This window comes from Sphingosinicella flava, assembly GCF_016025255.1.
GTDB classification, from domain to species: Bacteria; Pseudomonadota; Alphaproteobacteria; order Sphingomonadales; family Sphingomonadaceae; genus Allosphingosinicella; species Allosphingosinicella flava.
The window spans coordinates 122,416-148,471 of sequence record NZ_CP065592.1; the positions used below are offsets into that span (position 1 = coordinate 122,416).

Annotated in this window: 26 protein-coding genes, 1 tRNA gene and 1 pseudogene; 13 read left to right on the forward strand and 15 right to left on the reverse strand. The window is 63.3% G+C overall.

Going from position 1 to position 26,056, the window contains the following annotated elements:
• Nucleotides 1-22: 22 nt before the first annotated feature.
• On the forward strand, nucleotides 23-1,036 hold the full coding sequence (locus IC614_RS00645; RefSeq protein WP_200971841.1) for an inorganic phosphate transporter: 1,014 nt from the start codon (nucleotides 23-25) through the stop codon (nucleotides 1,034-1,036).
• A gap of 125 nt (nucleotides 1,037-1,161) precedes the next feature.
• On the forward strand, nucleotides 1,162-2,883 hold the full coding sequence (locus IC614_RS00650) for a hypothetical protein (protein WP_207791130.1): 1,722 nt from the start codon (nucleotides 1,162-1,164) through the stop codon (nucleotides 2,881-2,883).
• 69 nt (nucleotides 2,884-2,952) lie between these two features.
• On the opposite strand, the gene nusG is transcribed toward IC614_RS00650, so the two are convergent.
• The 5 genes from nusG to IC614_RS00675 all read right to left on the reverse strand — a co-directional run bounded on the left by nusG (nucleotide 2,953) and on the right by IC614_RS00675 (nucleotide 8,190).
• Nucleotides 2,953-3,492: a transcription termination/antitermination protein NusG gene (nusG, locus tag IC614_RS00655; protein WP_200971843.1), complete on the reverse strand. Its 540-nt coding sequence runs from the start codon at nucleotides 3,490-3,492 to the stop codon at nucleotides 2,953-2,955.
• Nucleotides 3,493-3,500: 8 nt separating this feature from the next.
• Entirely contained in the window at nucleotides 3,501-3,698 is a 198-nt protein-coding gene (gene secE, locus IC614_RS00660; RefSeq protein WP_200971844.1) for a preprotein translocase subunit SecE, read from the reverse strand.
• 116 nt (nucleotides 3,699-3,814) lie between these two features.
• A tRNA-Trp gene (locus IC614_RS00665) sits at nucleotides 3,815-3,890 on the reverse strand.
• A gap of 85 nt (nucleotides 3,891-3,975) precedes the next feature.
• Nucleotides 3,976-6,306, reverse strand: a complete 2,331-nt coding sequence (locus tag IC614_RS00670; RefSeq protein WP_200971845.1) for a putative bifunctional diguanylate cyclase/phosphodiesterase — start codon at nucleotides 6,304-6,306, stop codon at nucleotides 3,976-3,978.
• A 108-nt stretch (nucleotides 6,307-6,414) separates the two neighbouring features.
• Nucleotides 6,415-8,190, reverse strand: coding sequence for a fatty acyl-AMP ligase (locus IC614_RS00675; protein ID WP_226372674.1), 1,776 nt, complete (start codon nucleotides 8,188-8,190; stop codon nucleotides 6,415-6,417).
• A 102-nt stretch (nucleotides 8,191-8,292) separates the two neighbouring features.
• On the opposite strand from IC614_RS00675, the gene IC614_RS00680 reads away from it, so the two are divergent.
• From IC614_RS00680 to IC614_RS00700, 5 genes and pseudogenes are all read left to right on the forward strand, one after another.
• The gene (locus tag IC614_RS00680) at nucleotides 8,293-8,874 is read left to right on the forward strand and encodes a RecX family transcriptional regulator (RefSeq protein ID WP_226372675.1); all 582 of its coding nucleotides are present in this window, start codon (nucleotides 8,293-8,295) and stop codon (nucleotides 8,872-8,874) included.
• A gap of 43 nt (nucleotides 8,875-8,917) precedes the next feature.
• Nucleotides 8,918-9,511, forward strand: a complete 594-nt coding sequence (locus IC614_RS00685) for a cold shock domain-containing protein (RefSeq protein WP_226372676.1) — start codon at nucleotides 8,918-8,920, stop codon at nucleotides 9,509-9,511.
• A complete protein-coding gene (locus tag IC614_RS00690; protein WP_200971847.1) occupies nucleotides 9,508-9,981 on the forward strand; it encodes a DUF192 domain-containing protein in 474 nt (157 codons plus the stop codon). Before IC614_RS00685 ends, IC614_RS00690 begins: the two co-directional genes overlap by 4 nt.
• A 38-nt stretch (nucleotides 9,982-10,019) precedes the next feature.
• On the forward strand, nucleotides 10,020-10,394 hold the full coding sequence (locus tag IC614_RS00695) for an NADH:ubiquinone oxidoreductase subunit NDUFA12 (RefSeq protein WP_200971848.1): 375 nt from the start codon (nucleotides 10,020-10,022) through the stop codon (nucleotides 10,392-10,394).
• 177 nt (nucleotides 10,395-10,571) lie between these two features.
• Nucleotides 10,572-10,805 (forward strand): annotated as a pseudogene (locus IC614_RS00700) (DUF2155 domain-containing protein); the annotation flags it as partial.
• Nucleotides 10,806-10,840: 35 nt separating this feature from the next.
• Here IC614_RS00700 and aat read toward each other — a convergent pair.
• The 7 genes from aat to aroQ form a co-directional block, all read right to left on the reverse strand.
• Complete coding sequence (gene aat / locus IC614_RS00705; RefSeq protein WP_200971849.1) at nucleotides 10,841-11,560, reverse strand: leucyl/phenylalanyl-tRNA--protein transferase; 720 nt, start codon at nucleotides 11,558-11,560, stop codon at nucleotides 10,841-10,843.
• A 61-nt stretch (nucleotides 11,561-11,621) separates the two neighbouring features.
• The gene (gene arsC, locus IC614_RS00710; protein WP_200971850.1) at nucleotides 11,622-11,969 is read right to left on the reverse strand and encodes an arsenate reductase (glutaredoxin); all 348 of its coding nucleotides are present in this window, start codon (nucleotides 11,967-11,969) and stop codon (nucleotides 11,622-11,624) included.
• A 32-nt stretch (nucleotides 11,970-12,001) separates the two neighbouring features.
• The gene (locus IC614_RS00715) at nucleotides 12,002-12,475 is read right to left on the reverse strand and encodes a DUF2269 family protein (RefSeq protein WP_200971851.1); all 474 of its coding nucleotides are present in this window, start codon (nucleotides 12,473-12,475) and stop codon (nucleotides 12,002-12,004) included.
• Entirely contained in the window at nucleotides 12,472-13,752 is a 1,281-nt protein-coding gene (locus IC614_RS00720; RefSeq protein ID WP_200971852.1) for an SDR family oxidoreductase, read from the reverse strand. Before IC614_RS00720 ends, IC614_RS00715 begins: the two co-directional genes overlap by 4 nt.
• A 61-nt stretch (nucleotides 13,753-13,813) precedes the next feature.
• Entirely contained in the window at nucleotides 13,814-15,169 is a 1,356-nt protein-coding gene (gene accC, locus IC614_RS00725) for an acetyl-CoA carboxylase biotin carboxylase subunit (protein WP_200971853.1), read from the reverse strand.
• 9 nt (nucleotides 15,170-15,178) lie between these two features.
• Complete coding sequence (gene accB / locus IC614_RS00730; RefSeq protein WP_200971854.1) at nucleotides 15,179-15,658, reverse strand: acetyl-CoA carboxylase biotin carboxyl carrier protein; 480 nt, start codon at nucleotides 15,656-15,658, stop codon at nucleotides 15,179-15,181.
• A 36-nt stretch (nucleotides 15,659-15,694) separates the two neighbouring features.
• Complete coding sequence (gene aroQ, locus IC614_RS00735) at nucleotides 15,695-16,135, reverse strand: type II 3-dehydroquinate dehydratase (RefSeq protein ID WP_200971855.1); 441 nt, start codon at nucleotides 16,133-16,135, stop codon at nucleotides 15,695-15,697.
• Nucleotides 16,136-16,184: 49 nt separating this feature from the next.
• Here aroQ and thiS point away from each other — a divergent pair, with 49 nt between their 5' ends.
• Entirely contained in the window at nucleotides 16,185-17,186 is a 1,002-nt protein-coding gene (gene thiS / locus IC614_RS00740) for a sulfur carrier protein ThiS (protein ID WP_200971856.1), read from the forward strand.
• Nucleotides 17,187-17,337: 151 nt separating this feature from the next.
• A complete protein-coding gene (locus tag IC614_RS00745; protein ID WP_200971857.1) occupies nucleotides 17,338-19,305 on the forward strand; it encodes a protein-L-isoaspartate(D-aspartate) O-methyltransferase in 1,968 nt (655 codons plus the stop codon).
• A gap of 104 nt (nucleotides 19,306-19,409) precedes the next feature.
• Here the strand turns inward: IC614_RS00745 and IC614_RS00750 are convergent, their stop codons facing one another.
• Nucleotides 19,410-19,886: an SRPBCC family protein gene (locus IC614_RS00750; protein ID WP_200971858.1), complete on the reverse strand. Its 477-nt coding sequence runs from the start codon at nucleotides 19,884-19,886 to the stop codon at nucleotides 19,410-19,412.
• Nucleotides 19,887-19,932: 46 nt separating this feature from the next.
• Between IC614_RS00750 and IC614_RS00755 the strand changes: the two genes are divergently transcribed.
• A complete protein-coding gene (locus tag IC614_RS00755; RefSeq protein WP_200971859.1) occupies nucleotides 19,933-20,256 on the forward strand; it encodes an ArsR/SmtB family transcription factor in 324 nt (107 codons plus the stop codon).
• A gap of 572 nt (nucleotides 20,257-20,828) precedes the next feature.
• Here the strand turns inward: IC614_RS00755 and IC614_RS00760 are convergent.
• Nucleotides 20,829-22,490: a thiamine pyrophosphate-binding protein gene (locus tag IC614_RS00760; RefSeq protein ID WP_200971860.1), complete on the reverse strand. Its 1,662-nt coding sequence runs from the start codon at nucleotides 22,488-22,490 to the stop codon at nucleotides 20,829-20,831.
• A gap of 123 nt (nucleotides 22,491-22,613) precedes the next feature.
• Here IC614_RS00760 and IC614_RS00765 point away from each other — a divergent pair, with 123 nt between their 5' ends.
• Nucleotides 22,614-22,916, forward strand: a complete 303-nt coding sequence (locus IC614_RS00765; RefSeq protein WP_200971861.1) for an SCP2 sterol-binding domain-containing protein — start codon at nucleotides 22,614-22,616, stop codon at nucleotides 22,914-22,916.
• A gap of 25 nt (nucleotides 22,917-22,941) precedes the next feature.
• On the opposite strand, the gene IC614_RS00770 is transcribed toward IC614_RS00765, so the two are convergent.
• The gene (locus IC614_RS00770) at nucleotides 22,942-24,093 is read right to left on the reverse strand and encodes a sensor histidine kinase (RefSeq protein ID WP_200971862.1); all 1,152 of its coding nucleotides are present in this window, start codon (nucleotides 24,091-24,093) and stop codon (nucleotides 22,942-22,944) included.
• A 218-nt stretch (nucleotides 24,094-24,311) separates the two neighbouring features.
• Here IC614_RS00770 and IC614_RS00775 point away from each other — a divergent pair, with 218 nt between their 5' ends.
• Both IC614_RS00775 and IC614_RS00780 read left to right on the forward strand, forming a co-directional pair.
• A complete protein-coding gene (locus IC614_RS00775) occupies nucleotides 24,312-25,019 on the forward strand; it encodes a CoA transferase subunit A (protein ID WP_200971863.1) in 708 nt (235 codons plus the stop codon).
• Between the two features lie 230 nt (nucleotides 25,020-25,249).
• Nucleotides 25,250-26,056, forward strand: a complete 807-nt coding sequence (locus IC614_RS00780) for an HAD family acid phosphatase (protein ID WP_226372677.1) — start codon at nucleotides 25,250-25,252, stop codon at nucleotides 26,054-26,056.

Consider the following 26,056-nt stretch of genomic DNA (forward strand, 5'->3'; position numbering starts at 1 on the left):
CCCTAATTGAGTACGGACCCTAATGCACGAACTGGCTTTGCCGCTGCTCATCGGGCTGATCGCCCTCGCTCTCGCCTTCGACTTCCTGAACGGCCTGCACGATGCGGCGAATTCCATCGCCACCGTGGTCGCGACGCGGCTGCTGGGGCCGGTGCAGGCGGTTTTGTTCGCGGCCCTGTTCAACTTCGCCGCTTACTTCCTCACCATCACCTTTCCGCAGCTTCACGCGGTCGCCGATACGATCGGCAAGGGGCTGATCGACAAGGATCTGGTGACGCCCGCCGTGATCTTCGGTGCGCTGGTCGGCGCGATGTTCTGGAACGTGCTGACTTGGCTCAAAGGCATTCCCTCGTCGAGCAGCCACGCCCTCGTCGGCGGGCTGGTGGGGTCGGGGATCGCCCATGCGGGCCTCACCGGGGTGCAGTGGAGCGGGCTCAACAAGACCCTGATCGCCATCGTCCTGTCGCCGACGCTCGGCATGTTCCTCGCCATGCTCATCATGCTGGCGAGCAGCTGGGCCTTGAAGCGGTCAACTGCGCGCGGAGCGGAGCGGAGCTTCCGGGGGCTGCATCTCCTTTCTTCAGCTGCCTACTCGCTGAGCCACGGCCTCAACGATGCGCAGAAGACGATGGGGATCATCACCGTGCTTCTTTATTCGACCGGCTATCTGACCGGCGATTTCGAAGTGCCGCATTGGGTGGCGATCAGCTGTTATGTCGCCATCGCCCTCGGCACGCTCATGGGCGGGTGGAAGATCATCGAAACGATGGGCTCGCGCATCACCAAATTGTCGCAGCACCAGGGTTTCAGCGCATCGCTGAGCGGATCGATCATGATCTTCACCGCCTCGGCCCTCGGCATCCCGGTGTCGACCACGCACACCATCACCGGCTCCATCATCGGCGCCGGCGTCGCCCGCCGCGCATCGGCCGTCCGCTGGGGCGTGGCGCGCAACGTGGTGACAGCCTGGGTCATCACCATCCCGGCGTCAGGCGCGGTCGGCGCGCTTTTTTATTGGCTGACGACGTTCTTTTAACGTTGAGCCCCTTTCTCGCCGAAAAAGCAACGACTTGGAAATAGTCGGCGTATATTAGGTCAGCAGACTTAACGTGGGGGAAGAGAATGGCGATCCGTCGAATGAAGCAAAGTTTTTTCTATGGGATGGGGGCTGCTTCCCTTTTTCCGCAGCCCTCCCTTGCGCAGGCGCCGACGGTCCAGCAGATCGAGCAAACGAGCGTGATCGATGTCCCTTTGCTGCTCACTGGAGTGGACGCGAATGGTGCTGCCCAAACTCTGTGGGCCAAAGGCAAGAAGCCGGACAATCCCCTGCTCGCGCGCCTGTCGCTGAAACCTGTCCAAGCTGCGACGTTGGCGATGACGGATGCGCCATCGCCCGACGACTTATTATGGAGGGCTTTTCCCAATGAGGAGCATCGAGGTGCCGGATCGAGCGGGTTGAAGGATTCGCAAGGCCCTCGGTATTTCTGCGGCGCGAACGCAGCCAAGCGCCAGTTTTTCTGCATGATCGACAAGGATGCGGACGGGCGTTTCGACCATATTGCCGATGCCCTTCCGGAACGGGGAATGAAGCCCTATCACTTGACTTTGATGAAGGCGGTAAAACCGCTGGATGCACCGCAGCCCTATCGCATATTGGCCGATGAAGCCCGGCCGGAAATTCCTGTAGAGCTTCGCAATTGCGCCAAAGATTATGACCGGCCGCGCTACGCAGCGTCTTCGACGGTCGACCGGGATATGCCCGTTTCACCCGCAGCCTTCGGCTGGCATGACAAGGATAGCAGCTTTGCTTCCTGCAGGCGCGGTACTCGGCTGAGTTCCTGGGCGGGCGGCGCAGCCTCGGTCTCTTCTGGCGGCTATATCGCTGGCATCGGCCCGCTCGCCTTCACCGTCGGCCCCAAGAACAATCCCCAGCTCGGACTGCTCGGGGCTGTGCAACCGGACGGTCTTTTTAGGCTGGAAGGCGCTACCCTGGTCAATCTTGGCGTCGGCTACACGCCCAATCAGGCGCAGCTGATGGCAATCAAGAAATTCCCCTATCCCATGCTCATGACCGATGAAGGCGCGGTCATTCACGAGGGGATGCTTTCCCCAGGCAAGGCATTGGCCACGGTGCCCTTCCACCACGCCTATCGCGGCGTGTTAAAGCAGGACGTGTCCGTGTCGACCTTGATCAGCAAGCGCTCGCTTGCGGCCGGGACGGTCGTGTACGGCTTTCCGGCCCGTTCGCGTATGGAAGTGACCCGGGGTGGGATGCCCGACTTTCAGCCCGTGGGCGATGAGGAATATCGTCAAATCGACCTGGACCTGACGTGGTGCGCGCCCATTCATGACGATGAACCTCAGAAGGAAAAGGCGCAGACGATCGGCAAGGGTGGATGGTCGGCCGCTTGCGTGCCCTATAGCAACCTTGGCAACCACACGGTCTTGACCGGGCGCCAGCCGGCGTTCGCCGTCACGGGTCTGTCCTACGACGCGACGACATCCTCAAATGACGGACCGCCGCCGATCGAACGCAACGATGCAGCGGCATTCGAAAGGCCGCTGCGGGTCGATTACGTCTATGAAAAGCAGGATGGCGAATTCATTCTGATTTCCGAACGCATCTATTATGGCGATGCGCTGACCAGCAGTACGCCCAGGCGAATCTATGCACCGTCGGGCATGTCGATCGTGAAGATCGCGGGCGCGCAGGTGGAATTGAAGCCTGGACCTGAGGGGATAACCGTAACGAAGTCCGGTCCGCCGCTTACGGGAGCCGATCCGTTGCTGTCATGGGACGAGAGAGCACTACTGCTCCAGCAACTCAAGAAGATGGGATTGAAGGTAGCCGAGCCGGAGGGGCAGGATAGCGGCGCGGAATGACGCCTAATCCTGTAATAAGAAAGGCCGGAGCTTTTGCCCCGGCCTTTTCTTTTGCTTTCGCAAAAAGTCTTACTTGCTAAGCTCGACCTGTTCGAATTCCAGTTCGACCGGCGTGGCGCGGCCGAAGATGGAGACGGAGACCTTTACGCGGCCGCGGTCGAAATCCAGTTCCTCGACGAGGCCGTTGAACGATGCGAACGGGCCTTCCAGCACCTTGACGCTGTCGCCGATCTCGTAATCCACGCTGACCTTGGTCTTGGGCGCGGCGGCGGCGGCTTCTTCCTTCGTGTTGAGGATGCGCGCGGCTTCGGCCTCGCTGATCGGCTGCGGCTTGCCGCTGGAGCCGAGGAAGCCCGTCACCTTCGGGGTGTTCTTGACGAGGTGGTAGACGTCGTCGTTCATCGCGAGCTTCGCGAGGACGTAGCCCGGGAAGAATTTGCGGTCCGACGTCACCTTCTTGCCGCGGCGGACTTCCGTCACCTTTTCGGTGGGGACTTCGACGGCCTCGACAAGCTGCTCGAGCCCCAGGCGCTGCGCTTCCGACACGATCGCGTCGCGCACCTTGTTCTCGAAACCCGAATAAGCGTGGATGATGTACCAGCGTGACATGGTGATCCTTAGTTCAGGAGGCCGAGCAGCGCCTTGACGATGGCGCTGAACGCCGAATCGACGCCGAAGAAGAAGAGGCCGAGGAGGGTGGCCATGATGAACACCATGACGGTGGTGACCATGGTTTCACGGCGGGTCGGCCAGGCGACCTTGCCGGTCTCCACCTTCACCTGCCGCAGGAATTCTCCGGGACTGACTTTCGCCACGAACGATCCTCTTCAAACAACACAAAAAAGGCCATGGCCGACTTGGGAGAACCCCCGCGACCCTGACCTCATATAATCTCTCCGGCGCTCATTTCATCACACCTTCGAAAGGAAGATGGCAGGAGTGGAGGGACTCGAACCCACGGCCCTCGGTTTTGGAGACCGATGCTCTACCAGCTGAGCTACACTCCTGTGGAGCCGGAGAGGGCGGGTCTTAGCGGTGGCGATGGGGGAGCGCAAGAGGGACTGCACCTCATTTCCACCCGCCTGGACGGGATCACGCCGCAGCGCTGATGGCCCCGCGCGCCATGAGCAGTTTGCGGGCATCGCTGGCCGTCAGCGGATCGGAGAAGATGAATCCCTGCACGCGATCGCAGCCATATTCGCGGACGAGATCGAGCTGTTCGGCGGTTTCCACGCCTTCGGCCACCGTCGTCATGCCGAGGCTGCCGGCAAGCGCCACGACGGCGCGGATGATCGCACCGCTGCCCGGATCCTCGCGCGACAGGGATTTGACGAAGGTGCGATCGACTTTCAGCGTGTCGAAATTGGTGTCGCGCAGATAGCCCAAGGACGAATAGCCGGTTCCGAAATCGTCCATGGCAAGGCGCACGCCGAGGCTGTGGATCTGCTGCAGCACCTTTTTCGTGAAGGGCGTCAGGTTGAGGAAGACGGTTTCCGTCACCTCCAGCTCCAGCAGGCCAGGCTTCAGGTTGGAATAGGACAAAGCGGAGACCAGTTTCAGCAGGAAATTGGGATCGAGCAGCTGGCGCGGCGACAGGTTGACCGCGATGCGGACATTGCCGGGCCACTGCGCCGCTTCGTGGCAGGCGGTGCGCAACACCCACTCGCCGATCGCCCCGATCAGGCCGGTTTCCTCGGCAATGGGCACGAATTTAGCGGGCGAAATGTCGCCCAGCGTCGGATGGTGCCAGCGCAGCAAGGCTTCGAAACTTTCGATCCGCGCCGTCTCCGCATTCACGACCGGCTGGTAGTGGATGTCGAACTCCGCATTTTCGAGCGCGGTGCGGAGTGCGAGCTCAAGCCGGCGCCGTTCCTCGGCGCTTTCGTGGAAGCGCGCTTCGTAAAAGCAGATGTCGTCGCCGCCACTCGATTTCGCGCGATAGAGGGCGAGATCGGCGTTGCGCACCAATTCTTCCACGCTGTCGCCGTCGCCGGGGCCGAACGCCGCGCCGATGCTGACGCCGACGAAGAGATTCTGATCCTGGTAGACCACCGGTTCCTTCACCGCCTCGATGATTTCGATGGCGAGCCGGTGCACCTGCTCGCGGTCCGTATCGGGAAGCACGATCGCGAATTCGTCCCCGCCAAGGCGGCCCGCCGTGGCGGCGGCGGGGATCAGGTTGTCGATCCGCCTGGCCAGTTCCTGCAACAGATAATCGCCGGCGACATGGCCGAGCGAATCGTTCACCGTCTTGAAGCGGTCGAGATCGAGCAGCATGACGGCGCAGGCCGACCCCCGCGTATCGGCACCCGCCTGCGCCGCGCCCAGTGCTTCGATGACTTGGAGCCGGTTGGGCATGCCGGTCAGCGGATCGTGACGGGCCATATGCTGGATGCGTTCCGCCGCCTGCCGGGCCTGCGTGACGTCGGACCCGACGCCGCGATAGCCGATGAAGCGCCCGTTGGAATCGTAGCGCGGGCGCGCCGACAATTCGATGCAACGCACGCCCTGCGGACTGACGAGCGGGACGGTAATTTCGGAGAAGGAGGATTGTTTGCGGATCTTGTCGATGACACCGTCCAGCATGCCGGCGAGCCCTTCGTCGGCATCCCGGCTTTCGAGCAGGAGGTTGAGGATCGGCTGGCCTTCCAAATCTGCGGCTTCGCGGCCGATCGCCCGGGCAAAGCGCGCGGAAACGCTTTCAAGACTGAGCAATCGGTCGGTCTGCCAAAGCCAATCGGCATCGCTGGTTTCATATTCGCGAAGCAGAAGGCTGATCGTCTCCGATCGTTCTTCCAAAACGAGCTCCACCCATTTGCGCTGCATGAAATTCCGTCCGTTGGTCAGGACGAGGAGCAAAAGGCCGATCGTATAGGCAATTCCCACAGGTGAAATGCCAGCCGAGCCGGATTGGGCCAGCATGTTCGTAACGATCGCGCCCATGATGCAGATGTAGGCCCCGGCAGCGAGCGGCATGGGGGCAAGGATGAAGGCCGCAGCGGCCATCATTCCCGTCGTGATCAAGCCGATGGCCAGTAATTGCGTGTGATCGGCATAAGGCGCGAAATATTGCGCAGGAAATGCCCATAAAAGTCCAAAGATCACGCCATAATAAGACGATTTCTCGATGGCTGGACGGGCAACGATACCCCTAGGCGCCATCCGCCGGACGTGGTGAATCGACAGCAGGTTCATCGCCGCGATCGCGACGAGCCACCCGCTTAGCATCCGCCAATCCTGATCCCGAATAATGAAGACGAGCAGGATCGCGTTGAATGCCTGGCTCCAGATTGCGAAGCTGAGCGACCGGCTCAGCTCCTGGATCTGCGCGGCGCGCACGCGGCCCCACCCGGTTTTACCGGGCGGTTCGGCGCGGTTGAAGACAACGCGCCAATCGAGTTGGGGTGGTGAACCTTCGCTCATGGCCTTTCCTGCGGGTGCAGACATAAGGACCATTGGTTAGCGAAACGTTAGGCTTCCCATGAAAAGCCGCTCAATCGAGGCCACTTTTTCGCATTGGCGGCAGAAGTGTCAGGCTGCGATGTCGTAGGGCTGGATCTCTCCGGAGAGATAGAGGTTGCGCGCCTTCGCCCGGCTCAATTTGCCGGAGCTGGTGCGCGGCAGCGTCCGCGGCGGGACGAGCTCGACGACGCAATTCATGCCGGTGATGGCGCGAACCCGTTCGCGGATTTCGGTGCGCAATCGGCTCCGCTCCTCATTGTCCGACGTCCGGCATTGGACGAGTACGGCGGGGGTTTCCTCGCCGCCCGGCGTCGTAATGGCGAAGGCGGCGATATCGCCCGCCTTGAAGCCCGGCAATTGCTCGACCGCCCATTCGATATCCTGCGGCCAATGGTTCTTGCCGTTGATGATGATCATGTCCTTCGCCCGGCCGACGATGTAGAGATAGCCGTCCGACAAATAGCCCATGTCGCCCGTGTCGAGCCAGCCGCCGGCCATGCAGGCCGCCGTCGCTTCGGGGTCGCGATAATAGCCGGCCATGACGGATGGGCCGCGGCACCACACCTTGCCGATCGCGCGGTCCGGCAGGGCGCCGGCGTCCTCGTCGCGGATCTCGACGTCCATGTCACGCACGGCCTTGCCGCAATTGACGATGGCGCGGAAACGCTGCGGCTTGTTCTTGTCGGCTTCCCCGCCGCCGGCGAGGAGATGTTCCTCCACCAGCTCGACGACGATGCCCTCGCCCGGCGGCATGATGGTCACGGCGAGCGTCGCTTCGGCCAGGCCATAGGAGGGGAGGAAGCTCGACGCCTTGAAGCCCGCGTCGGCGAAGGCGTCGACGAAGCTCTGCATGACATCCGGACGGATCATGTCCGCGCCGTTCCCCGCGACGCGCCAACGCGACAGGTCGAAGCGATCCGACGCCTTGGTTTGGCTCGACATGCGGCGGGCGCAGATGTCGTAGCCGAAGGTCGGCGAATAGCTGAGCGTCGTGCCTTCGTTGCGGCTGATGAGATCGAGCCAGGCGAGCGGGCGGCGGGCGAAATCCTCGGTCTTCAAATAATCGGTCGACACCTGGTTCGCGACTGGAGAGAGCAGGCAGCCGACAAGGCCCATGTCGTGATACCAAGGGAGCCAGGACACGCAGCGGTCGCTGTCCTGAAGCCGCATGCCATGGCTGTGTGCGGCGAGATTGTTGAGGAGCGAGCGGTGCGTGACCGCGACGCCGTGCGGGAAACGCGTCGAGCCGCTGGAATATTGCAGATAGGCGATGTCGTCCGGATCGGCCTTTGGAAGATCGGCGGCCGGTGCCGGGCGCTCCGCAAAGCTCTCCCAATCGATCCCCTCGGCGCCTTGCGCTTCGGCTGCGGCGCTGGCCATGGCGGCAAGCTCGGCCGGATAGAAGAGGATGCGCGCGTCCGAGCTTTTGAGCTGGACGGCGAGCTGGTCGATATAGCTGTCCTTGCCGCCGAACGAAGTCGGCAACGGCAAGGGCACGGGCCAGGCGCCCGCATAGACGGCGCCGAAGAAAAGGGCGGCGAATTCGGCGCCGGTTTCGGCGACGAGCGCGATGCGGTCCCCCGGCCTCACGCCATGGGCGATCAGGCGATAAGTGGCCTGGATGGCATCGTCGCGCAACGCGCGGAATGGATAAGGGCGGGCGAGCTGGCCGCGCGGATCGTGAAAATTAAGCCCTCTTTTACCGGTCGCGGCATAATCGAGGGCGTCGCCGAGCGTATCGAAATCGGCGAACCGGCGCGGAAGATCGTCGCCGGTCGCGGTCGGGATCATATCCCCGCCAGCAGGCAGCTTGCGCGCGAGAGCGGAATTTTCACCGTTTTTCATGACGTTGGAATATTTCCTCAATAGACGATGGACCGGCCAGCCGGTTTCATCTCTTCATATTGCCCGTTACGCCACAAGCCGCGTTCATATTTCGGCCCGACTGTGGCACAATCATGGCGCGTGAACCATCGTCGGCACAAAAGTGCAAGGCCGCCCATCGATGCCGCGGGCCTTGAACGACTCGCGCTCCATTATGTGGGGCGCTATGCCACCAGTCGCGCGAAGCTGCGCGCCTATCTCCATCGCAAAATTGCCGAACGCGGATGGCAAGGTGATGATGCGGCGCCGGTCGAGGCGCTGGTCGAGCGGATCGAACGCCTCGGCTATGTCGACGACCGCGCCTTTGCCGCAGCGCGCGCCGCATCGCTCGGCCGCAAGGGTTACGGCCCGCGCCGGGTGCATGAAAGCCTGCGCGCGGCGGGTATCGGCGAGGAGGAAGGCGAAGAAGCCCGGTCCATCGCCGCGGGCAGCCAGCTGAGTGCGGCCCTCGCCTTTGCGCGGCGCAAGCGGATCGGGCCCTTCGCCTCCGCCGTTCCGGACCGGCCGGGGCGGGAGAAGGCGCTGGCCGCGATGCTGCGCGCCGGCCATGGTCTCGATGTGGCGCGCCGGGTGGTGGACGCCATGCCGGGCGACGTTCCGGAAGAGGACAGTTCCGGCGAGGAGGCCGGAAAATATTCCTTTTAACCATGACCCGTGATACCTGTTCATAAAACAGGGTGGATCGCGTATGATACCGCGTGAAAAGGACGAGGAAGGCGGTATGACGGCCTCTCTTTGCGCTGAGGACGTACACGTCGCGGCAGAGGCCGAAACCGACGCCGAAATCGTCGAGGGCGTCGTCAAATGGTTCGATGCGACCCGTGGCTTCGGTTTCGTCGTCAGCGACGGCGCCGATGGTGATGTCCTGATCCACTTCAGCATATTGAAGGAACATGGCCGCCGCAGCCTACCCGAAGGCGCGCGGGTGACGTGCATGGTCGCCGCAGAGCAACGCGGCCTTCAGGCGCGCCGCATCCTGTCGATCGACCTCACCGACGCGGTGATGCCGGAAACGCCGCGCGCCAGCATCGCCGAGCGCGTCGACCCCATCGCCCTTATCGACGCGGCGGGACCGTTCGAGGCGGTGACGGTCAAATGGTTCAATCGCCTGAAGGGCTACGGCTTCGTGTTTCGGGAGGCCGATCCGTCTCAAGACATTTTCGTTCACATGGAAACTGTGCGAAAGGGGGGACTCGTCGATCTTTTGCCCGATCAAATGCTTCGGGCGCGGATCGCCGTCGGCCGCAAAGGGCCGCTTGCCGTTGCCGTGGAGCCCGTATGAACCCTCATTTTGCCGCCCTTTCCCTCGCCCTCCTTGCCAGCACGACGGCGTGCAATGCGCAGCCGCAGGCACAGCCGACCGCTCCGGTCCGATCGGAAGCGGGGCTGCGGGTCGTGCCGCTCACCATCCGCGCCGACGGCCGCGCCCACCTGTTCCAGGTCGAAGTCGCGGCCACGCCTCAAGAGCAGGGGCAGGGTCTCATGTACCGGCAGACGCTCGCCCCCAACGCGGGCATGATCTTTCCCTTCGAGGAGCCGCGCATCGCGAGTTTCTGGATGAAAAATACGCTCATCCCGCTCGACATGGTCTTCATCCGCGCGGATGGCACGATTTCGAGCATCGCGGCCAATACCATTCCCCATTCGCTGACCCCCGTTCAATCCTCCGAACCGGTCGCGGCGGTTCTCGAACTCGCGGGCGGGCGCGCGGCCGAACTTGGCATCGAGGCGGGCGACAAGGTCAGCTGGTAAGGCTTTTCTTCCATCCCCATCGGCGCTAGGCGGAAGCCATGCTCAAGAAGATATTCACCTGGTGGACCGGCGCCACCATCGGCACCGCGCTTCACAGCTGGCGGACGGGGCGCAAGGTCGGCACCGATTCGGCCGGCAATGTCTATTATGAAGGCAAGAAGGACGGCCGGCGCTGGGTGATCTATGCGGGCGAGAATGATGCGAGCGCCATTCCGCCGGAATGGCATGCCTGGATCCACAGGCAGATTGACGGGTTGCCCGACGACGCCCTGCCGCCGGTCCGCCCGTTCCAAAAGCCCGCGACCGGCAATTTGACCGGCACGGCGCAGGCCTATCGTCCCTCCGGCGCGCTGGAGCGGGGCGGCCGCCGCCAGGCCGCGAGCGGCGATTACGAAGCCTGGACTCCGAACTGACCGGTGGGCTGCTGCCGCGACAAGATAGGGGCGCTTCTGCCCCTTCTGGTGGCCGGACTGGCGCTGGCCGGTTGCGACCGGGGCGTGCCGGAGCGCGCGCGGCGCGACCTGTCCGGCGAGCCTGAAACGGTCGACATTCCCCAGACGGTGGAGACATTGGCGCCCGGCACCACGCCGATGGCGGAACGCGTCGCGGTGCTCGGCTTCCTCAACAAGCGAAACGGCATCCAGCGCGACCTGACGTTGAAGCCCGGTCAGGCGGTGCGGGTCGGCGATGTCATCGTGCGGCTGCGCGCGTGCGAGACGACCGCGCCCTGGGAGGTGCAGATCCTGACCGGCGCCTTCGTCCAATTGGACGTGCCGAACACGGACGGCGTCTATAAGCGCGTCTTTTCAGGCTGGCTGTACAAGGAAACGCCGTCGCTCAACGTCGTCGAGCATCCGGTCTACGACGTGTGGCCTAAAAGCTGCGCGATGACCCATCCCGCGGGGACCGCCGCGCCGTCGCGCGACGCTTCTTCCAGCAACCGGTCGAGCGCCCCGAAGTCGGCGCCGGAAGATGCGGCGCCTTCGCCCGTGCCGGCAACGTCGCCCCCTTCCGAACCCTCCGACAAGGCGGCCGAAAGCAATCCGATATAATCCTTCTGACTGATCTCCACCGCACCGAGACTGCGGAGGTGATCGGTCATGAACTGGCAATCGAGCAGGGTGAAGCCGCCCGCTTTCAATCGAGCGACGAGCCAGGCGAGCGCGACCTTCGACGCGTCGGTGCGCAGCGAGAACATGCTCTCGCCGAAAAAGGCGCGGCCGAGCGACACGCCGTAAAGACCGCCCACGAGCGCGCCATCGTCCCAGCATTCGATGCTATGCGCATGACCGGCCTGAAAAAGCGCGGCATAGCTTTCCTCGATTTCGGGGTTGATCCACGTCTCCTCGCGCGCGGCACAAAGGCGCACGACATCGGTGAAGGCGGCGTCGGAAGTCACCGCGAACCGCCCGCCCCGCACAGTTTTGCGGAGGGAGTGAGAGAGGCGGAAGGTGTCGAGCGGGATGATCGCGCGCTTCTTGGGCTCGACCCAATAAACCTCACTCGCATCGCGGCTGTCCGCCATCGGAAAGACGCCGATGGCATAAGCGCGAAGCAGCAGATCGGGCGTCAGACTCATGCCGGGATTGTGGGCTGCCTGTCCTTGAGATCAAGCCTCCCGGACAAGTGCCGCTACGCTTTTAGAGGAGTTGCCGCACTTCGTCCTGCGGACGGCAGAGTTTCACGCCCTTTTCGGTTTCGACGATGGGCCGTTGGATCAGGATCGGATGGGCCAGCATCGCATCGAGAATCGTCGCCTCGCTGACATCCGCTGCGGTTAGCCCCAATTCTTCCGCCAGCGGCTCTTTGGCGCGCAATCCCTCACGCGGGGTGATGCCGGCGCGTTCGTAGAGGCGTTGCAATTCTTCTCGCGCAGGCGGGTTCTTCAGATAATCGACCACGGTCACGTCGGCGCCCGCCTCGTTCAGAATGTCAAGCGTCTTGCGGGAGGTGCCGCATTTGGGATTGTGGTAGATGGTGGCTTTCATGAAGAGGCTCCGCACTTAAGAAACGCCGCTTGTTACAGCGCTGGTTTGGCGACCATTAGCCAATAAACCGCGATGAGCGAGAGGAAAGCGGGCCAGCCGAGCAGAAACCAGAGCCGCATCGTACGCTGGTATCGTTCGTCCAGCGCGGTTCCCTCGCGCGCAGCTTCTTCGGCCAGGCGCCGCGCCCTTATCTGAAGCGCGACGACGGGGGCCCAGCAGGTGAAAGCGAGGAGGTACAAAGCATAAGTTAGCAGAAGCCATCCCTCGTTCAGCGCATAGCCCGATGCGGAGGCTAGGAGAACGCCACTCACCGGTTGCACCACACCGCTGGTGCCCGTGAATATCCAGTCCGCTTTCACCACTATTTGCGCGACACTGGCGATAATGCGGGGATCGCCGGTTCGATGCGCCGCCCAAAGATACCAGGCCGTCCCCGCGCCGAAACCGAACAATATGGTGGAGCTCAGGATATGGACCCATTTGAGGAGCAGATAATAATCACTCATCGCCGGTCTCCGATGACCCCATGGACGAGAATGAGAGCCAAGATCGGGATATTCTTGAGCAATGCACCAAAGGGATCGGCCCAAAGGTGCGGCAACAGCGTCCCGATCATGATCGTATAACCCGCGACCACCACGAGTTGGGCGAGTGTTATGAAACGCCTGTTTTTGTCGAAGAGCAACAGGGCAGCGACAGCTAGGTCGAGGAGGCTTGATCCCATTTGAAGCGGGGAAACCCAGCTTCCCGCTAAGCCAGCAGCTACGGCCAGAGCTTCCGTCGCCGCGCGGCCATAGACGAAGCCGAGTAAGGCGGAGGCAAGCCATAGAAAGACGAGAACGGCCTTGATCGCGGGCGCAAGAAAGAAGAGGCGCGCATGCCAGCGGTCTTGCACTTCAGCCGGTCGTGCTGCCAGAGCCTTGCCGAGGCTGCGCGGCATCCATCCCATTGCCTTCGCGAAGTCCGCGCTGCTGCCCGCATTTCCTGCCATCAGCTGGACGAGGCTGTTAGTCGAAACCGGGCCGCTGCTCATGACGTCGCCAATCCTGCCGAACAGGCGCATCGCGGGGATCGGAATGTGCAGAAAGCGGGCCTGGCCGAAACCGAGCCAAGCACGATAGCGGGCGAGCAAATCCGCGAGACTGAGGGTTTCCGGCCCCACAGGCTCCAGTATCTGTCCGGTAAAGGCCGCGTCCTCGCATATCTGCCGCACGGATCGGGCAAGATCGGCAGCGTGGATGGGCGTGAAGGGGAAGTCGCCCCGACTGGGCAGGGGAATGCGCCACGGCAGACCGGCCATTCCGCGCAGTAAAGATGTTCCGCCATAGGAGCCATCGCCATAGACGAGCGACGGACGGAGGATCGTCCAAGGAACGCCTGATGCCTTTAATGCGGCTTCCCCCTCGAGCTTCGATTGCGCATAATCGGTATCGACATCGGGCCGTGCGCTGATCGCGGAGATGAGGACGACGCGCCGCACCCCGGCGGCAAGGGCGGCTTCGTGCAAGGCTCCCGGCATTGCGACATGCACTGGCACCATGTCGGAACCACGCAGCACACCCGCGGCGTTGATGACGATGTCCACGCCCCGGAGTGGCTCGGTCCATGCCGACGGATCGATTGCTGCCGCAAGGTCCATCGACCGGAAACGTGCATTGGGAAAAGCTCCGCTCAAGCCCGCGTCGCGGCGCACCACTGCAATCACGTCATGGCCGTGGGCGATCAGCTCGCTCATAATATGGCGTCCGATGAAACCCCCGGCGCCGAGAAGCAGGATACGCATGGTGACCCCCTTCCGCCGAATAACATGGAGCGGCTAGGCGGTCACGCCTTTCAGAACCGACTTATTCGCTTTCCCGCGCCAGCCATTCCTCAAGCCACTTGATCGTATAGTCGCCCGACATGAATTCGGGATCCTGGATCAGGTCGCGGTGGAGGGGGATGGTGGTCTTCATGCCGTCGCCTTCGATCACGAATTCCTCGAGCGCGCGGCGCAGGCGCATGATGCAGCGTTCGCGGCTGGAGCCGTAGACGATCAGCTTGGCGATCATGCTGTCGTAATAAGGCGGCACCTTGTAGCCGGCATAAAGGCCGCTATCGACGCGGACGTGCATGCCGCCGGGCGCATGGAAGCCCTTCACCGTGCCGGGCGAGGGCGCGAAGGTCTTGGGGTCTTCCGCGTTGATCCGGCATTCGATGGCGTGGCCCTTGAACTGCACGTCTTCCTGGCGGCAGGAGAGCGGATTGCCTTCCGCGATGCGGATCTGCTCGCGGACGAGATCGATGCCGGTGATCATCTCGGTCACCGGATGCTCGACCTGCAGGCGGGTGTTCATTTCGATGAAATAGAATTCGCCATTTTCGTAAAGGAATTCGATCGTGCCCGCGCCGCGATAGCCCATGTCGGCCATGGCCTTGGCGACCACGCCGCCCATATGGGCGCGCTGTTCGGCGCTGATGACGGGAGAGGGGGCTTCCTCCAGCACCTTCTGGTGGCGGCGCTGGAGCGAGCAATCGCGCTCGCCGAGGTGAATGGCATTGCCGTTGCCGTCGCCGAAAATCTGGAATTCGATGTGGCGCGGGTCGCCCAGATATTTTTCCATGTAGACGGTGTCGTCGCCGAACGCGTTCTTCGCTTCGGACCGCGCCTGCATCATCTGAGCTTCAAGCTCGTCCTCGGAGCGGACGACCTTCATGCCGCGCCCGCCGCCGCCAGACGCCGCCTTGATGAGGACGGGGTAGCCGGTTTCCGCCGCAACCTTCCTGGCTTCCTCTATGCCCTCGACGGGACCGTCGGAGCCGGGAACGAGCGGCAGACCCAATTTCGCGGCGGTGCGTTTCGCTTCCACCTTGTCGCCCATCGTGCGGATATGCTCGGGCTTGGGGCCGATCCAGATGATGTTGTGCAGTTCCACGATCTCCGCGAACTGGGCGTTTTCGGAAAGAAAGCCGTAGCCCGGGTGAATCGCGTCGGCATGGCTGATCTCGGCCGCCGAGATGATGTTGGGGATGTTGAGATAGCTCTCGCCCGCCGGCGGCGGTCCGATGCAGATGGCTTCGTCGGCCAGGCGGACATGCATGGCATCCGCGTCGGCGGTGGAGTGCACCGCCACCGTCTTGATGCCCATTTCGTGGCAGGCGCGGTGGATGCGAAGCGCGATCTCGCCGCGATTGGCGATGAGGACTTTCTTGATCGTCATGGCCCCGCCTTACTCGATGATGACGAGCGGCTGGTCGAACTCCACCGGCTGCGCGTTGTCGACGAGGATGCGGACCACGGTGCCGCCCTTGGGCGCGGCGATCGGGTTCATCACCTTCATCGCCTCGACGATGAGGAGGGTGTCGCCCGCATTCACCTTGTCGCCCGGCGAGACAAAGGGCTTCGCGCCCGGCTCGCCGGAGAGATAGGCTGTGCCGACCATCGGCGACTTGACGGTGCCCGGATGATTGGCGGGCGCGGCTTCGGCGGCTGAAGCGGCCGGTGCAGCAACGGCGGGCGCGGCGGCCGGAGGCGCGGCCTGTTGCACCGGCGCGGCCTGGACGACGGCACCCATCTGCCGCTTCACGACAATGCGGCGTTCGCCGTCCTGAACCTCGATTTCGGAAAGATCGCCGTCGTTGAGCAATTCAGCGAGCTGGCGCACCAGATCCGTATCGACCTGCATCGCGCCTTCCGTGGTGTCGGTCATGAAAAACCTCTTTTCCCCTTGAAGCGGCTGCCCTTGTCAGAGACGGGCCGCCGCGTCCAGAGCAAGCTGATATCCCAGCGCCCCAAATCCTGCGACTGTTCCCTTGGCGACGGCGGAGATCAGGCTCTGATGCCGGAAATTTTCCCGCGCCTGCGGATTGGACAAATGCACTTCGATCACCGGCACCGCGATCGCGCTCACGGCGTCGCGGATCGCGACGGAGGTGTGGGTGAAGCCGCCCGCGTTCAGGATCACCGCCTTGGCCCCTGTCGCATTCGCCTCCTGCAGCCAATCGATCAGATGCCCTTCGTGATTGGACTGCCGCATGTCGACCTCGACGCCCAGTTTGCGGGCCTGATCGTCCAAGGTGTCGCAAATTTCGTCCAGCGTCGTCGATCCGTAGATTTCCGGCTCGCGCACGCCCAGCATGTTGAGGTTCGGGCCGTTCAATACGAAGATCGTCGGTAGCGTTGCCATGCGAGCTTCCTATATGGACGCCTGCAAACATCAACCACAAGGTTCAACCATGCACAGCGACGGCACTCTTTCCATTACCGTGAATGGCGAGCATCGCCGCGTCGTGGACGGCATGACCATCGCCGACCTTGCTCTGGAATTGGGATTGGAGCCGGCGAAGGTCGCCGTCGAGCGGAATCTGGAGATCGTGCCGCGCTCGACCCTCGCGCAAGTGAAGATCGAAGATGGCGACGATTACGAGATCGTGACCTTCGTCGGCGGCGGCGATCATTCGGGCCAGGTCGACGATAGCTGGACGGTGGCGGGCAAGACCTTCCGCTCGCGCCTCATTGTCGGCACCGGAAAATATAAGAGCTTCGAGCAGAATGCGGCGGCGGTGGAAGCATCGGGCGCGGAGATCGTGACCGTGGCCGTGCGGCGGGTGAACATCTCCGATCGCAATCAGCCGATCCTGATGGATTATATCGACCCGAAGAAGATCACCTATCTTCCCAATACGGCGGGCTGCTTCACGGCCGAGGACGCGATACGCACCCTGCGCCTGGCGCGGGAGGCGGGCGGCTGGACATTGGTGAAGCTGGAGGTACTGGGCGAGGCGAAGACGCTCTACCCCGACATGATCGAAACCCTCCGGGCGACCGAAATCCTCGCGAAGGAAGGCTTTCAGCCGATGGTCTATTGCGCCGACGATCCCATCGCCGCGAAGAAATTGGAAGATGCGGGCGCGGTCGCCATCATGCCGCTCGGCGCGCCGATCGGATCGGGCCTCGGCCTTCAGAACGAGGTTATGATCCGCCTGATCGTCGAGAACGCCAAGGTGCCGGTGCTGGTCGACGCTGGGGTCGGCACGGCCTCCGACGCGGCCGTGGCCATGGAGCTTGGGTGCGACGGCGTGCTGATGAACACCGCCATCGCCGAGGCGAAGGATCCGATCCTGATGGCCCGGGCGATGAAGCTCGCCGTGGAGAGCGGACGGCTGGCCTATCGCGCCGGACGAATGGGCAAGCGGCGCTATGCCGATCCGTCGAGTCCCTTGGCGGGGCTAATCTAAGCTCCCTCCCCCTCGATGGGGGAGGGATGGGGTGGGGGTGATGCTTCCGGAAAGATCGCGCTCTACGTCGTAGATCACCCCCACCCAACCCTCCCCCATCTAGGGGAGGGCTTAGAGGGAACACCTCTCCGGGGCTTTTCGTTTCCCCTCAATGCCCGACCTCGCTCAAGCCCGCGAGAAGATGGTCGAGCGGCAGATCGCCGCGCGGGGCATTCACGATGCGCCTTTGCTCGACGCAATGCGCGCCGTGCCGCGCGAGGAATTCATCCCTCACCATTTGATCGAATTCGCTTATGAGGATTCGCCGCTTCCGATCGAGGCGGACCAGACCATTTCCCAACCCTATATCGTCGCCCTGATGATCGAGGCGGCAGGCGTGGCGCCGGGCGACAAGGTGCTCGAGATCGGCGCGGGCTCCGGCTACGCGGCAGCCATTATGGGGAAGGTCGCCGACCATGTCGTCTCGATCGAGCGGCACCATGAGCTTGCCGCGCTAGCGGCCGAACGGATGCGGCGGCTGGGCTATGCCAATGTCAGGATCGTCGAAGGCGACGGCACCGAAGGCTGTCCCGCCGAAGCGCCGTTCGACGCGATCATCGCCGCGGCGAGCGGCCCCAGCGTGCCCGATATCCTGAAGGCCCAGCTCAAGATCGGCGGGCGCCTCGTCATGCCGCTCGGGGAACCGCATAGCGTCCAGACGCTCGTGAAGGTCACGCGCAGGGGCGAAGACGATTACGACATGGAAAATCTGGGCGGCGTGCGCTTCGTGCCCTTGATCGGGGCTTATGGCTGGCAGGATCATCGTGCCGAAACGGCGCCAAAGACATTGCCGCAGATGATCGCGGATGCCGCCGAACCCCTGCCCAATTTCGACCATCCCGATTTTTCCGCTTTGTTCGACCGTTATGCGGACGCGAAGGTGATCCTGCTGGGCGAGGCGAGCCACGGCACGTCCGAATTCTACAAGGCGCGGGCGGCCATATCGCGGCGCTTGATCGAACGGCACGGCTTCAACATTGTCGCGGTGGAAGCGGACTGGCCCGATGCGGCGACGATCGATCGCTACGTGCGGCGCAGGCCCGCGCGGCGCGGCGAAGAGCGCGCCTTCCAGCGCTTCCCGACCTGGATGTGGCGCAACACCGATGTCGACGATTTCATTCGCTGGCTGCGGACGCACAATGACGGCCGGGTGCCCGAAGACAAAGTGAGTTTCCGGGGCCTCGATCTTTACAACATGAACGGGTCGATCCGGGCGGTGATCGGCTATCTGGAGGATGTCGATCCGGAGGCGGCGCAGCTGGCGCGGGAGCGCTATAATTGCCTGATGCCTTATTCCCGCAATCCCGCCGCGTATGGCGCGATGGCGATTACGGAAGGCTATGCGCGCTGCGAGGATGAGGTCGTGCGGATGCTGAAGGAATTGCAGCAGAGCCGCGCCGAATATGTCGGGATCGATGATGGCGACGAATTTCTGGACGCCGCCGCCAATGCCCGGCTCGTCAAGAATGCGGAGGCCTATTACCGGGTCATGTACCGTGGCGCGGCGGAAAGCTGGAATTTGCGGGACACGCATATGTTCGAAACGCTCTGCCAGCTGCTCGACGCCAAGGGGCCGGATGCCAAGGCGATCGTTTGGGCGCATAACAGCCATATCGGCAACGCCGCCGCGACCGAGATGGGAGTGGTGCGCGAGGAGCTGAATATCGGGCAACTCTGCCGGGAGAAGTTCGGCAAGCAGGCCGTTCTGCTCGGCTTCGGCACCCATTCGGGCACCGTCGCCGCCGCCGACGATTGGGACGCGCCGATGAAGGTGAAGACAGTGCGCCCCGCGCTCGGCGGCAGTTATGAGGACATGTCGCACAAGGCGGGCCTAAGCCGCTTCCTGCTCGACCTTCGCGGCCTTGGCGCGGAGCTGAAGGCGGCGCTGGATGAGCCGCGCCTGCAACGCTTCATCGGCGTCATCTACCGGCCCGAAACGGAACGCTGGAGCCACTATAGCGAGGCCGTCATGCCGCGTCAGTTCGACGGCTGGGTCTGGTTCGACGAGACCAATGCGGTAAAGCCGCTACCCGGCGAACAGAAGCCGGGCGAGGACGAAACTTACCCGTTCGGGTTGTGACCCTCTCCCTGCGGGAGAGGGAGGGGCCCGCGAAGCGGGAGGGTGAGGGTGACCTTTTGCCGCCTTGTCACCCTCACCCAACCCTCTCCCGAGGGGAGAGGGAGTTACTTATACATGCCGTCGCGCAAGTTGATGCCGTGCTCGATCCAGGCTTTCATGGCGCAGAGCATCTGGGTCCAACCCTGGCAATTGCCGTAAGAGGCATTGAGCCCTGTTTCCGTCTCGCGCCAGCCGCCTTCGGCAATCGTCACCAGCGTGCGGCCATCGTCGAGCGGTTCGAAGGTCATGGTGACCCGGGTTTTGTAGCCGGCATCGACGACGGGCTCCCCCTCGGCAGGGACGCCTTCATTCGCTTCCCATTCCAGCACGATCCGGCGGTCCTTCTCGACCTCGATCACCTCGACCGGAAAGGCGCCGGGATAATCGTGGAAATCCCAGGTGACGGTCGCGCCGGTTTCAAGCCGCCCCTTGGCGCCGCCAGTGGTGAAATAGCGAGAGAGCTGATCGGGGTCGGCAACCGCTTCGAACACTTTCGACACGGGCGCGGCTATCCGCGCCGATACGCTGAATTTCAGGTCCATCTGTCCTCTCCTTGAGTCGCGATCAAATATGTTATATATCTATAACATGTCGACGTCGGAAGCAAATGACCGGATATTCAAAGCCTTGGCCTCGCCCATCCGCCGCGCGATCCTCGATGTTTTGAAGGATCGGCCGCAAACCACGGGAGCGTTGTGCGCGGAGTTCCCGGCGCTCGATCGCTGCACGGTGATGCAGCATCTGAAGGTTCTGGAAAAAGCCGACCTCGTCATCGGCAAGCGCGACGGGCGGGAGCGCTGGAACCACCTCAACCCGCTCCCCATCAAGCAAATCCACGACCGCTGGATCGGCCCCTATGCCGCCCGCGCGGTGGGGATGCTGCAGCAGATCAAGGGCGATTTGGAGGACTAGTGATGGCGCGAGCGGCGCCGCTCTTGTCGGTCCCGCAGGGGCGGAACGCGGACATTGCGTTTACAACGGCTCTGGGCAACACTTAAGCATGAATGTGGTTGCTCGCCTCTCAGCCCTGGTTAGTGTCCTGACGACCGGAGCATGCTCCACTGACAACCGTAGTTGCCTAGTCCCCGATGCAGACTGGTTAGAGGATCCAAACAGCATGCAAACCGCTCATAGGGGTGTGAATACGATCCGATTGAATATCGATGCCATTCCCTATTGGAATGGAGAGGCGGTTAGCTGGCAGGCCTTGGCCGAATACGTCCGCCTTAGCGGAACAATGAACCCACAACCTCTCACCTTATTTCGACCGGCAACCGATGCTCCTTGCGAAGATATAGTAAGGATCCGTTTGCTGATGACGCGCGAATTGCAATGCGCTGAACAGCTGGCATGCGGAGAAGGCCCAGAGTGGTCCGATGTGCCTGACCAGCGAGGCTTCGAAATTTAATCCTTCAAGCTTTCACTATGGGTTGTAAAGGGACGTCCGGAGAATTGAGTCGGCGCGGTCCTGCCCGTGGCAAAGTTTATCTCCGCGTCCGCTCCCGCAATTTCGTGATCGTCGTTGCGTTGGTGATGATTTCAACGTCCGTCTTGAGGTGAAGGAGCTTCACGCCCTTCTCCTTCTGCGCGCGGGCAAGGGCCGGGGCGAAGTCTTCGGTTTTCTCCACCGTTTCGGCCCAGGCGCCGTAGGCGCGGGCGAGGGCGGCGAAATCGGGGTTGGTGAGGCTGGTGCCGGAGGTGCGCTCCGGATAGTCGCGTTCCTGGTGCATGCGTATCGTGCCGTAGCTTTGATTGTCGACGACCAGGATCAGCATGTTGGCGCCGTGGGCGATCGCCGTCGCCATTTCCTGCCCATTCATCAGGAAGTCGCCGTCGCCCGCGACGACGCAGACTTGCCGCTCGGGAAAGCGCAACGCCGCAGCGACGCCTGCGGGCATGCCGTAGCCCATCGACCCGTTGGTCGGTGCGAGCTGGCAGGGGAGGGCGGCATAATGCCAATAGCGGTGCCACCAGCCGGAGAAGTTGCCAGCGCCGTTGCAGATGAAGCTGTCTGCGGGAAGCGCCTCGCGCATCTGCATGACGACCTGGCCGAGATCGAGCGCGGCTTCGGGGCGCGGCTGGGCATCGGTCCAGTCCAGCCATTCCTTGTGTGCCTCCGCTCCGGTCGAGAAGGCGATGACATCATCCTCCCAATCCGCCGCCAGCTCCGCAAATTCGCGGGGGGAGGCGCAGATGGGGAGATCGGCGTGATAGACGCGGCCCAGCTCTGCGGGATCGGGATGGATGTGGACGAGGATCTGGCCCGGATGATCGGGCGTGATGAGGGTGTAGCCATCCGTCGTCGCTTCGCCCAGGCGCGCGCCGACCGCGATGACGAGATCGGCGTCCTTCACGCGCTGGACGAGCTTCGGATTGGGGCCATAGCCGAGATTGCCCGCATAGACGGAGGAGCTGTTCGGCACCGAATCCTGGCGGCGGAAAGCCGCAGCGACGGGCAGGCCGATCCGCTCCGCCCATTCAGTGAAATAATGCGAGGCGGCCTGGTCCCAGCCCGCGCCGCCGACGATGGCGATAGGCGCGCAGGCATTCTTCAGCATGTCGAGCAGGGTCATCATCGCGACGGGATCGCAGGCCTGGGCGGGCGGGCAGACCTTCGGCCGGTCCACCGCTTCGACTTCATCGCGGAGCATGTCTTCGGGCAGCACCAGCACCACCGGCCCCGGACGCCCGGACATGGCGGTCGCGTAGGCGCGGGCGACATATTCTGGAATGCGGGCGGCATCCTCGATCCGCGCCACCCATTTGCAAAGCGGCGCGAACATCGCCGCGAAATCCACCTCCTGAAACCCTTCGCGGTCCCGGTCGTCGCGCGCCACGTCGCCGATGAAAAGGATCATCGGCGTCGAATCCTGATGCGCGACATGAACGCCGACCGAGGCGTTGGTGGCACCGGGACCGCGCGTCACGAAGGCGATGCCGGGGCGGCCCGTCATCTTGCCGTCCGCTTCCGCCATGTAGGCGACGCCGCCCTCCTGCCGGCAGACGACGAGGTCGATTTCCGGCGTGTCGTGAAGGGCGTCGAGCGCCGCGAGATAGCTTTCGCCCGGCACGCAGAAGATGCGGTCGCACCCCTGCGAGAGGAGGTTGTCGATCAGGATGCGGCCGCCGGTGCGTTTCGTGGTCATGGCCCTTCGCACTAGTCGCGTCCGCCCGTGAATTCCACTCCCTTCGCCGTTACTGACAGGCGTGTCAGGCTTGACGTTACGTTCACGTCACCTAGACGTGCTGCTATACCTTCCAGGGAGAAAATGATGACGAAGAGCGAACTCGTTGCCGCGCTGGGTGAAAAGCAGGCTTATATTCCGGGCAAAACCGTAAAGCTCGATTTCGGCGGCGAAGGCACCATCCTGCTCGACGGCGTCAACAATCGGGTGACGGAAGACGATGGCGCCGCCGACACCACGATCAAGGTGAGCTGGGACGATTGGCAAGCGCTCGCCAACGGTCAGCTCGACGGCATGACCGCCTTCATGATGGGCAAGCTGAAGGTCGAGGGCGACATGTCCAATGCCATGCAGCTGCAGGGCGTGCTGGCGAAGCTGAAGAGCTGAATTCCGGCCGCGCGGCGATCCGCTTTTACTCCGCGGCGTGGAGCAATTGCTGGCCGTCCGGATCGGCCATGTTTGCGACCGTGCTGAACGGCAGGTCGATCTCGGCGGTGAAGCCGCCCGGGAAGGCAACGGTCTTGAGAAGCGCGTCGTTATAGGAGAGGGCGAGGCGCTGCCGTACATTGTCGAGGCCGAGCCCGGTGCTCGCGAGTTTCGGCAGCGTCCGCGCGGCGGCGGGTATCGTGGCTTGATCGTCGGTGGCGGCCCGGTTGGTGACACGCAGGATCAGCCGGTCCTGATCGCGGGATGCGGAGAGGCGCAAGGCGACGGGGGCCGAGGTGCGCGCGACGCCATGCTTCACCGCATTTTCGACCAGCGGCTGCAGGATGAAATGCGGAACCAACGCGTCTTCGACATCCCGGCCGATGTCGATCTCCACGATCATTCGCTCGCCGAAACGCACCTTTTCGATGTCGAGATAGGCTTCCATGGCGGCAGCCTCCTCGTCCAGGATGACGGTCCGCGCCGGATCGGCGGCGAGGGAGGCGCGCAGGAAGCTCGCCAGCCGGATCACCATGTTTTCGGCATCCTGCCGGGGGCCGTCGACGATGGTGCTGGCGATGGAATTCAGCGTGTTGAACAGGAAATGGGGATTGAGCTGGAAGCGCAGGGCCGTCGCCTCGGCACGGAGCGCGGCGGTCTCCATCGCCGCCGCCTTGGCCGCATTGTAGCGCGCCATGTCGCTGACGCTGCCCGCCCAAAGCAGGGCCATGGCGAAGGAGAAGACCCAGAAATAGATGAGCGCGACCGTTAGGATGCGGGAAAGCGACAGATCGAGCGCCCATGCCCGCCAGGGCGTGTAGAGGCTAAGCGCTCCCCAACGCGTGCCCATAATATCGACGAAGGCGATGGCGATGCTGCATCCCACCAGCAGGAGGAGCATCGCGGGCCAATATTGGATCGCGGGCTTCCGCGCCAGGGCGACCCGCAGCCTGTTGAGAAAGAGCGTCGCCGCGACCCCCGCCGCGAAGACCGGAATGGATATGGCGAACATGAGCAAGGGCGGACCGCGGCCGATGAGGACGGTGACGAGGTCGGACAGCAGATTGACGAAGCACCAGAGGACGACCGCAAAGCGTGTCGGCGCGTGCGAGCGGAGTCTGCGAAGCGGGCGTATCATTCCAAGCAAAACCTTACTCGCACTGGGTGAGTGGCGGTGCTTAAGCGGGAAATCGCATGCCTCAACGCCTTGTCGGCGACAGGGGCGGCTTTTGTCGACGAACACAGGGGCGCACTCCTGGCGTGGCAGGGCATCACGAAGCCTGAACCGGGCCGGCCTCGCTTGACCGGACTCGCTGCCGCCGCCTATCCGCAGTCCAAAGATCAGGGGAGCGATCCATGAAGAAAATCTATCCCGACGCCGCCGCCGCGCTCGATGGCTTGCTGTTCGACGGCATGACGATCTGCGCGGGCGGTTTCGGCCTGTGCGGCATCCCCGAACGGCTGATCGATGCGATCCAGGCTTCGGGCGTCAAGGATCTGACCGTCGCGTCGAACAATGCCGGGATCGACAATGAAGGCCTCGGCAAGCTGCTGCGCACCCGGCAGATCAAGAAGATGATCTCCTCTTATGTCGGCGAGAATAAGGAGTTCGAACGGCAATATCTGGCGGGCGAGCTGGAGGTCGAATTCTGTCCCCAGGGGACGCTCGCCGAAAGGTGCCGCGCGGGCGGGGCGGGCATTCCGGGTTTCTATACCAAGACCGGCGTCGGCACGCTCGTCGCCGACGGCAAGGAGGTCAAGACGTTCGACGGCGAGGATTATATCCTCGAACGCGGCATCCGCGCTGACCTGTCGATCATCAAGGGGTGGAAAGCCGATGGGAGCGGCAACCTGATTTTTCGCAAGACCGCGCGTAACTTCAACCAGCCCATGGCGACGGCTGGCCGGATCTGCGTGGCGGAAGTCGAAGAAATCGTGCCGGTCGGAACGCTGGATCCCGACTGCATCCACGTTCCCAGCATCTATGTTAAGCGCCTGATCCTCGGGGCGCCCTATGACAAGAAGATCGAATTCCGGATGACGCGACCGAGGGAATCGGCGTGAGGGAGGGCCCCAAATCTCCCCTCCCTTTCAAGGGAGGGGATCGAGGGGTGGGTGCGCGCGTCCGCGCGCCCAAAAGATTCCTGCGCCAATATAGCGGAGCGGCGGCATCGAGCCGCCGCTCCGCTCACCCACCCCTAACCCCTCCCTTGAAAGGGAGGGGGATATTGGCGGTTGCCTTAGCCTTATCGCTTTCCGCTTGCGTTACGGCACCCGCGCAGCAGGCCTCGACTGTGCCGGCTCCCGCTGCCAAACCGGCCGAGCCGCCCGCCACCATGCAGTGGCTGTACGGTTCCGGCGAAGCCGGCGCCCTCGGCATTCAAGCCTATCACGCGATGCGGGATTTCGTGCTGGTCCAGGCGTTGGCGAAACGCTCGGGGCAAAGCGTAGTGCTGGCGGAAGGCTCGACGCTCCAAGCGCCGCAGTTCAGGACTTGCCGCCCGGACGAACCGCTCGCCGTCATTCTGGATGTCGACGAGACCGCCCTCCTCAATCTCGGCTATGAATATGACGAGGCGAAAGGCCGCGCTTACGATGCGGGAATTTGGGATCGCTGGGAAAAGACCGGTGCCGGTGCGGTCGCCCCTGTGCCCGGCGCCGTGACCGCGCTTCGCGCGATCCGGCAAGCGGGCGTCACGGTGGTCTTCAACTCGAACCGCCAGGCCGCCAATGCCGCTGCGACCGCGGCGGCGATCGAGGGTGCGGGGCTTGGCCCCGCCAAGCATGGCGAGACCCTGTTTCTGAAGGGCGACGTGGCGCCGGGATCGGAAAAGGATCCGCGCCGGGCCCTTGTCGCCAACCGTTATTGCGTCGTGGCGATGGCGGGCGACCAGCTCGGCGATTTTTCCGATCTGTTCAACGCCCGCGACCTCGCCATCCCCGCGCGGCGTGCGGCCGCGACAGGCGGCACTTTCGCGCGGCTATGGGGCAATGGCTGGTTCCTGCTGCCGAACCCGGTCTACGGGCCCGGCGTGCGCGGCAGCTTCGACGATGTGTTCCCGGCGGACAAGAGATGGTCCGATCCGGCAGGGGAGAAATAA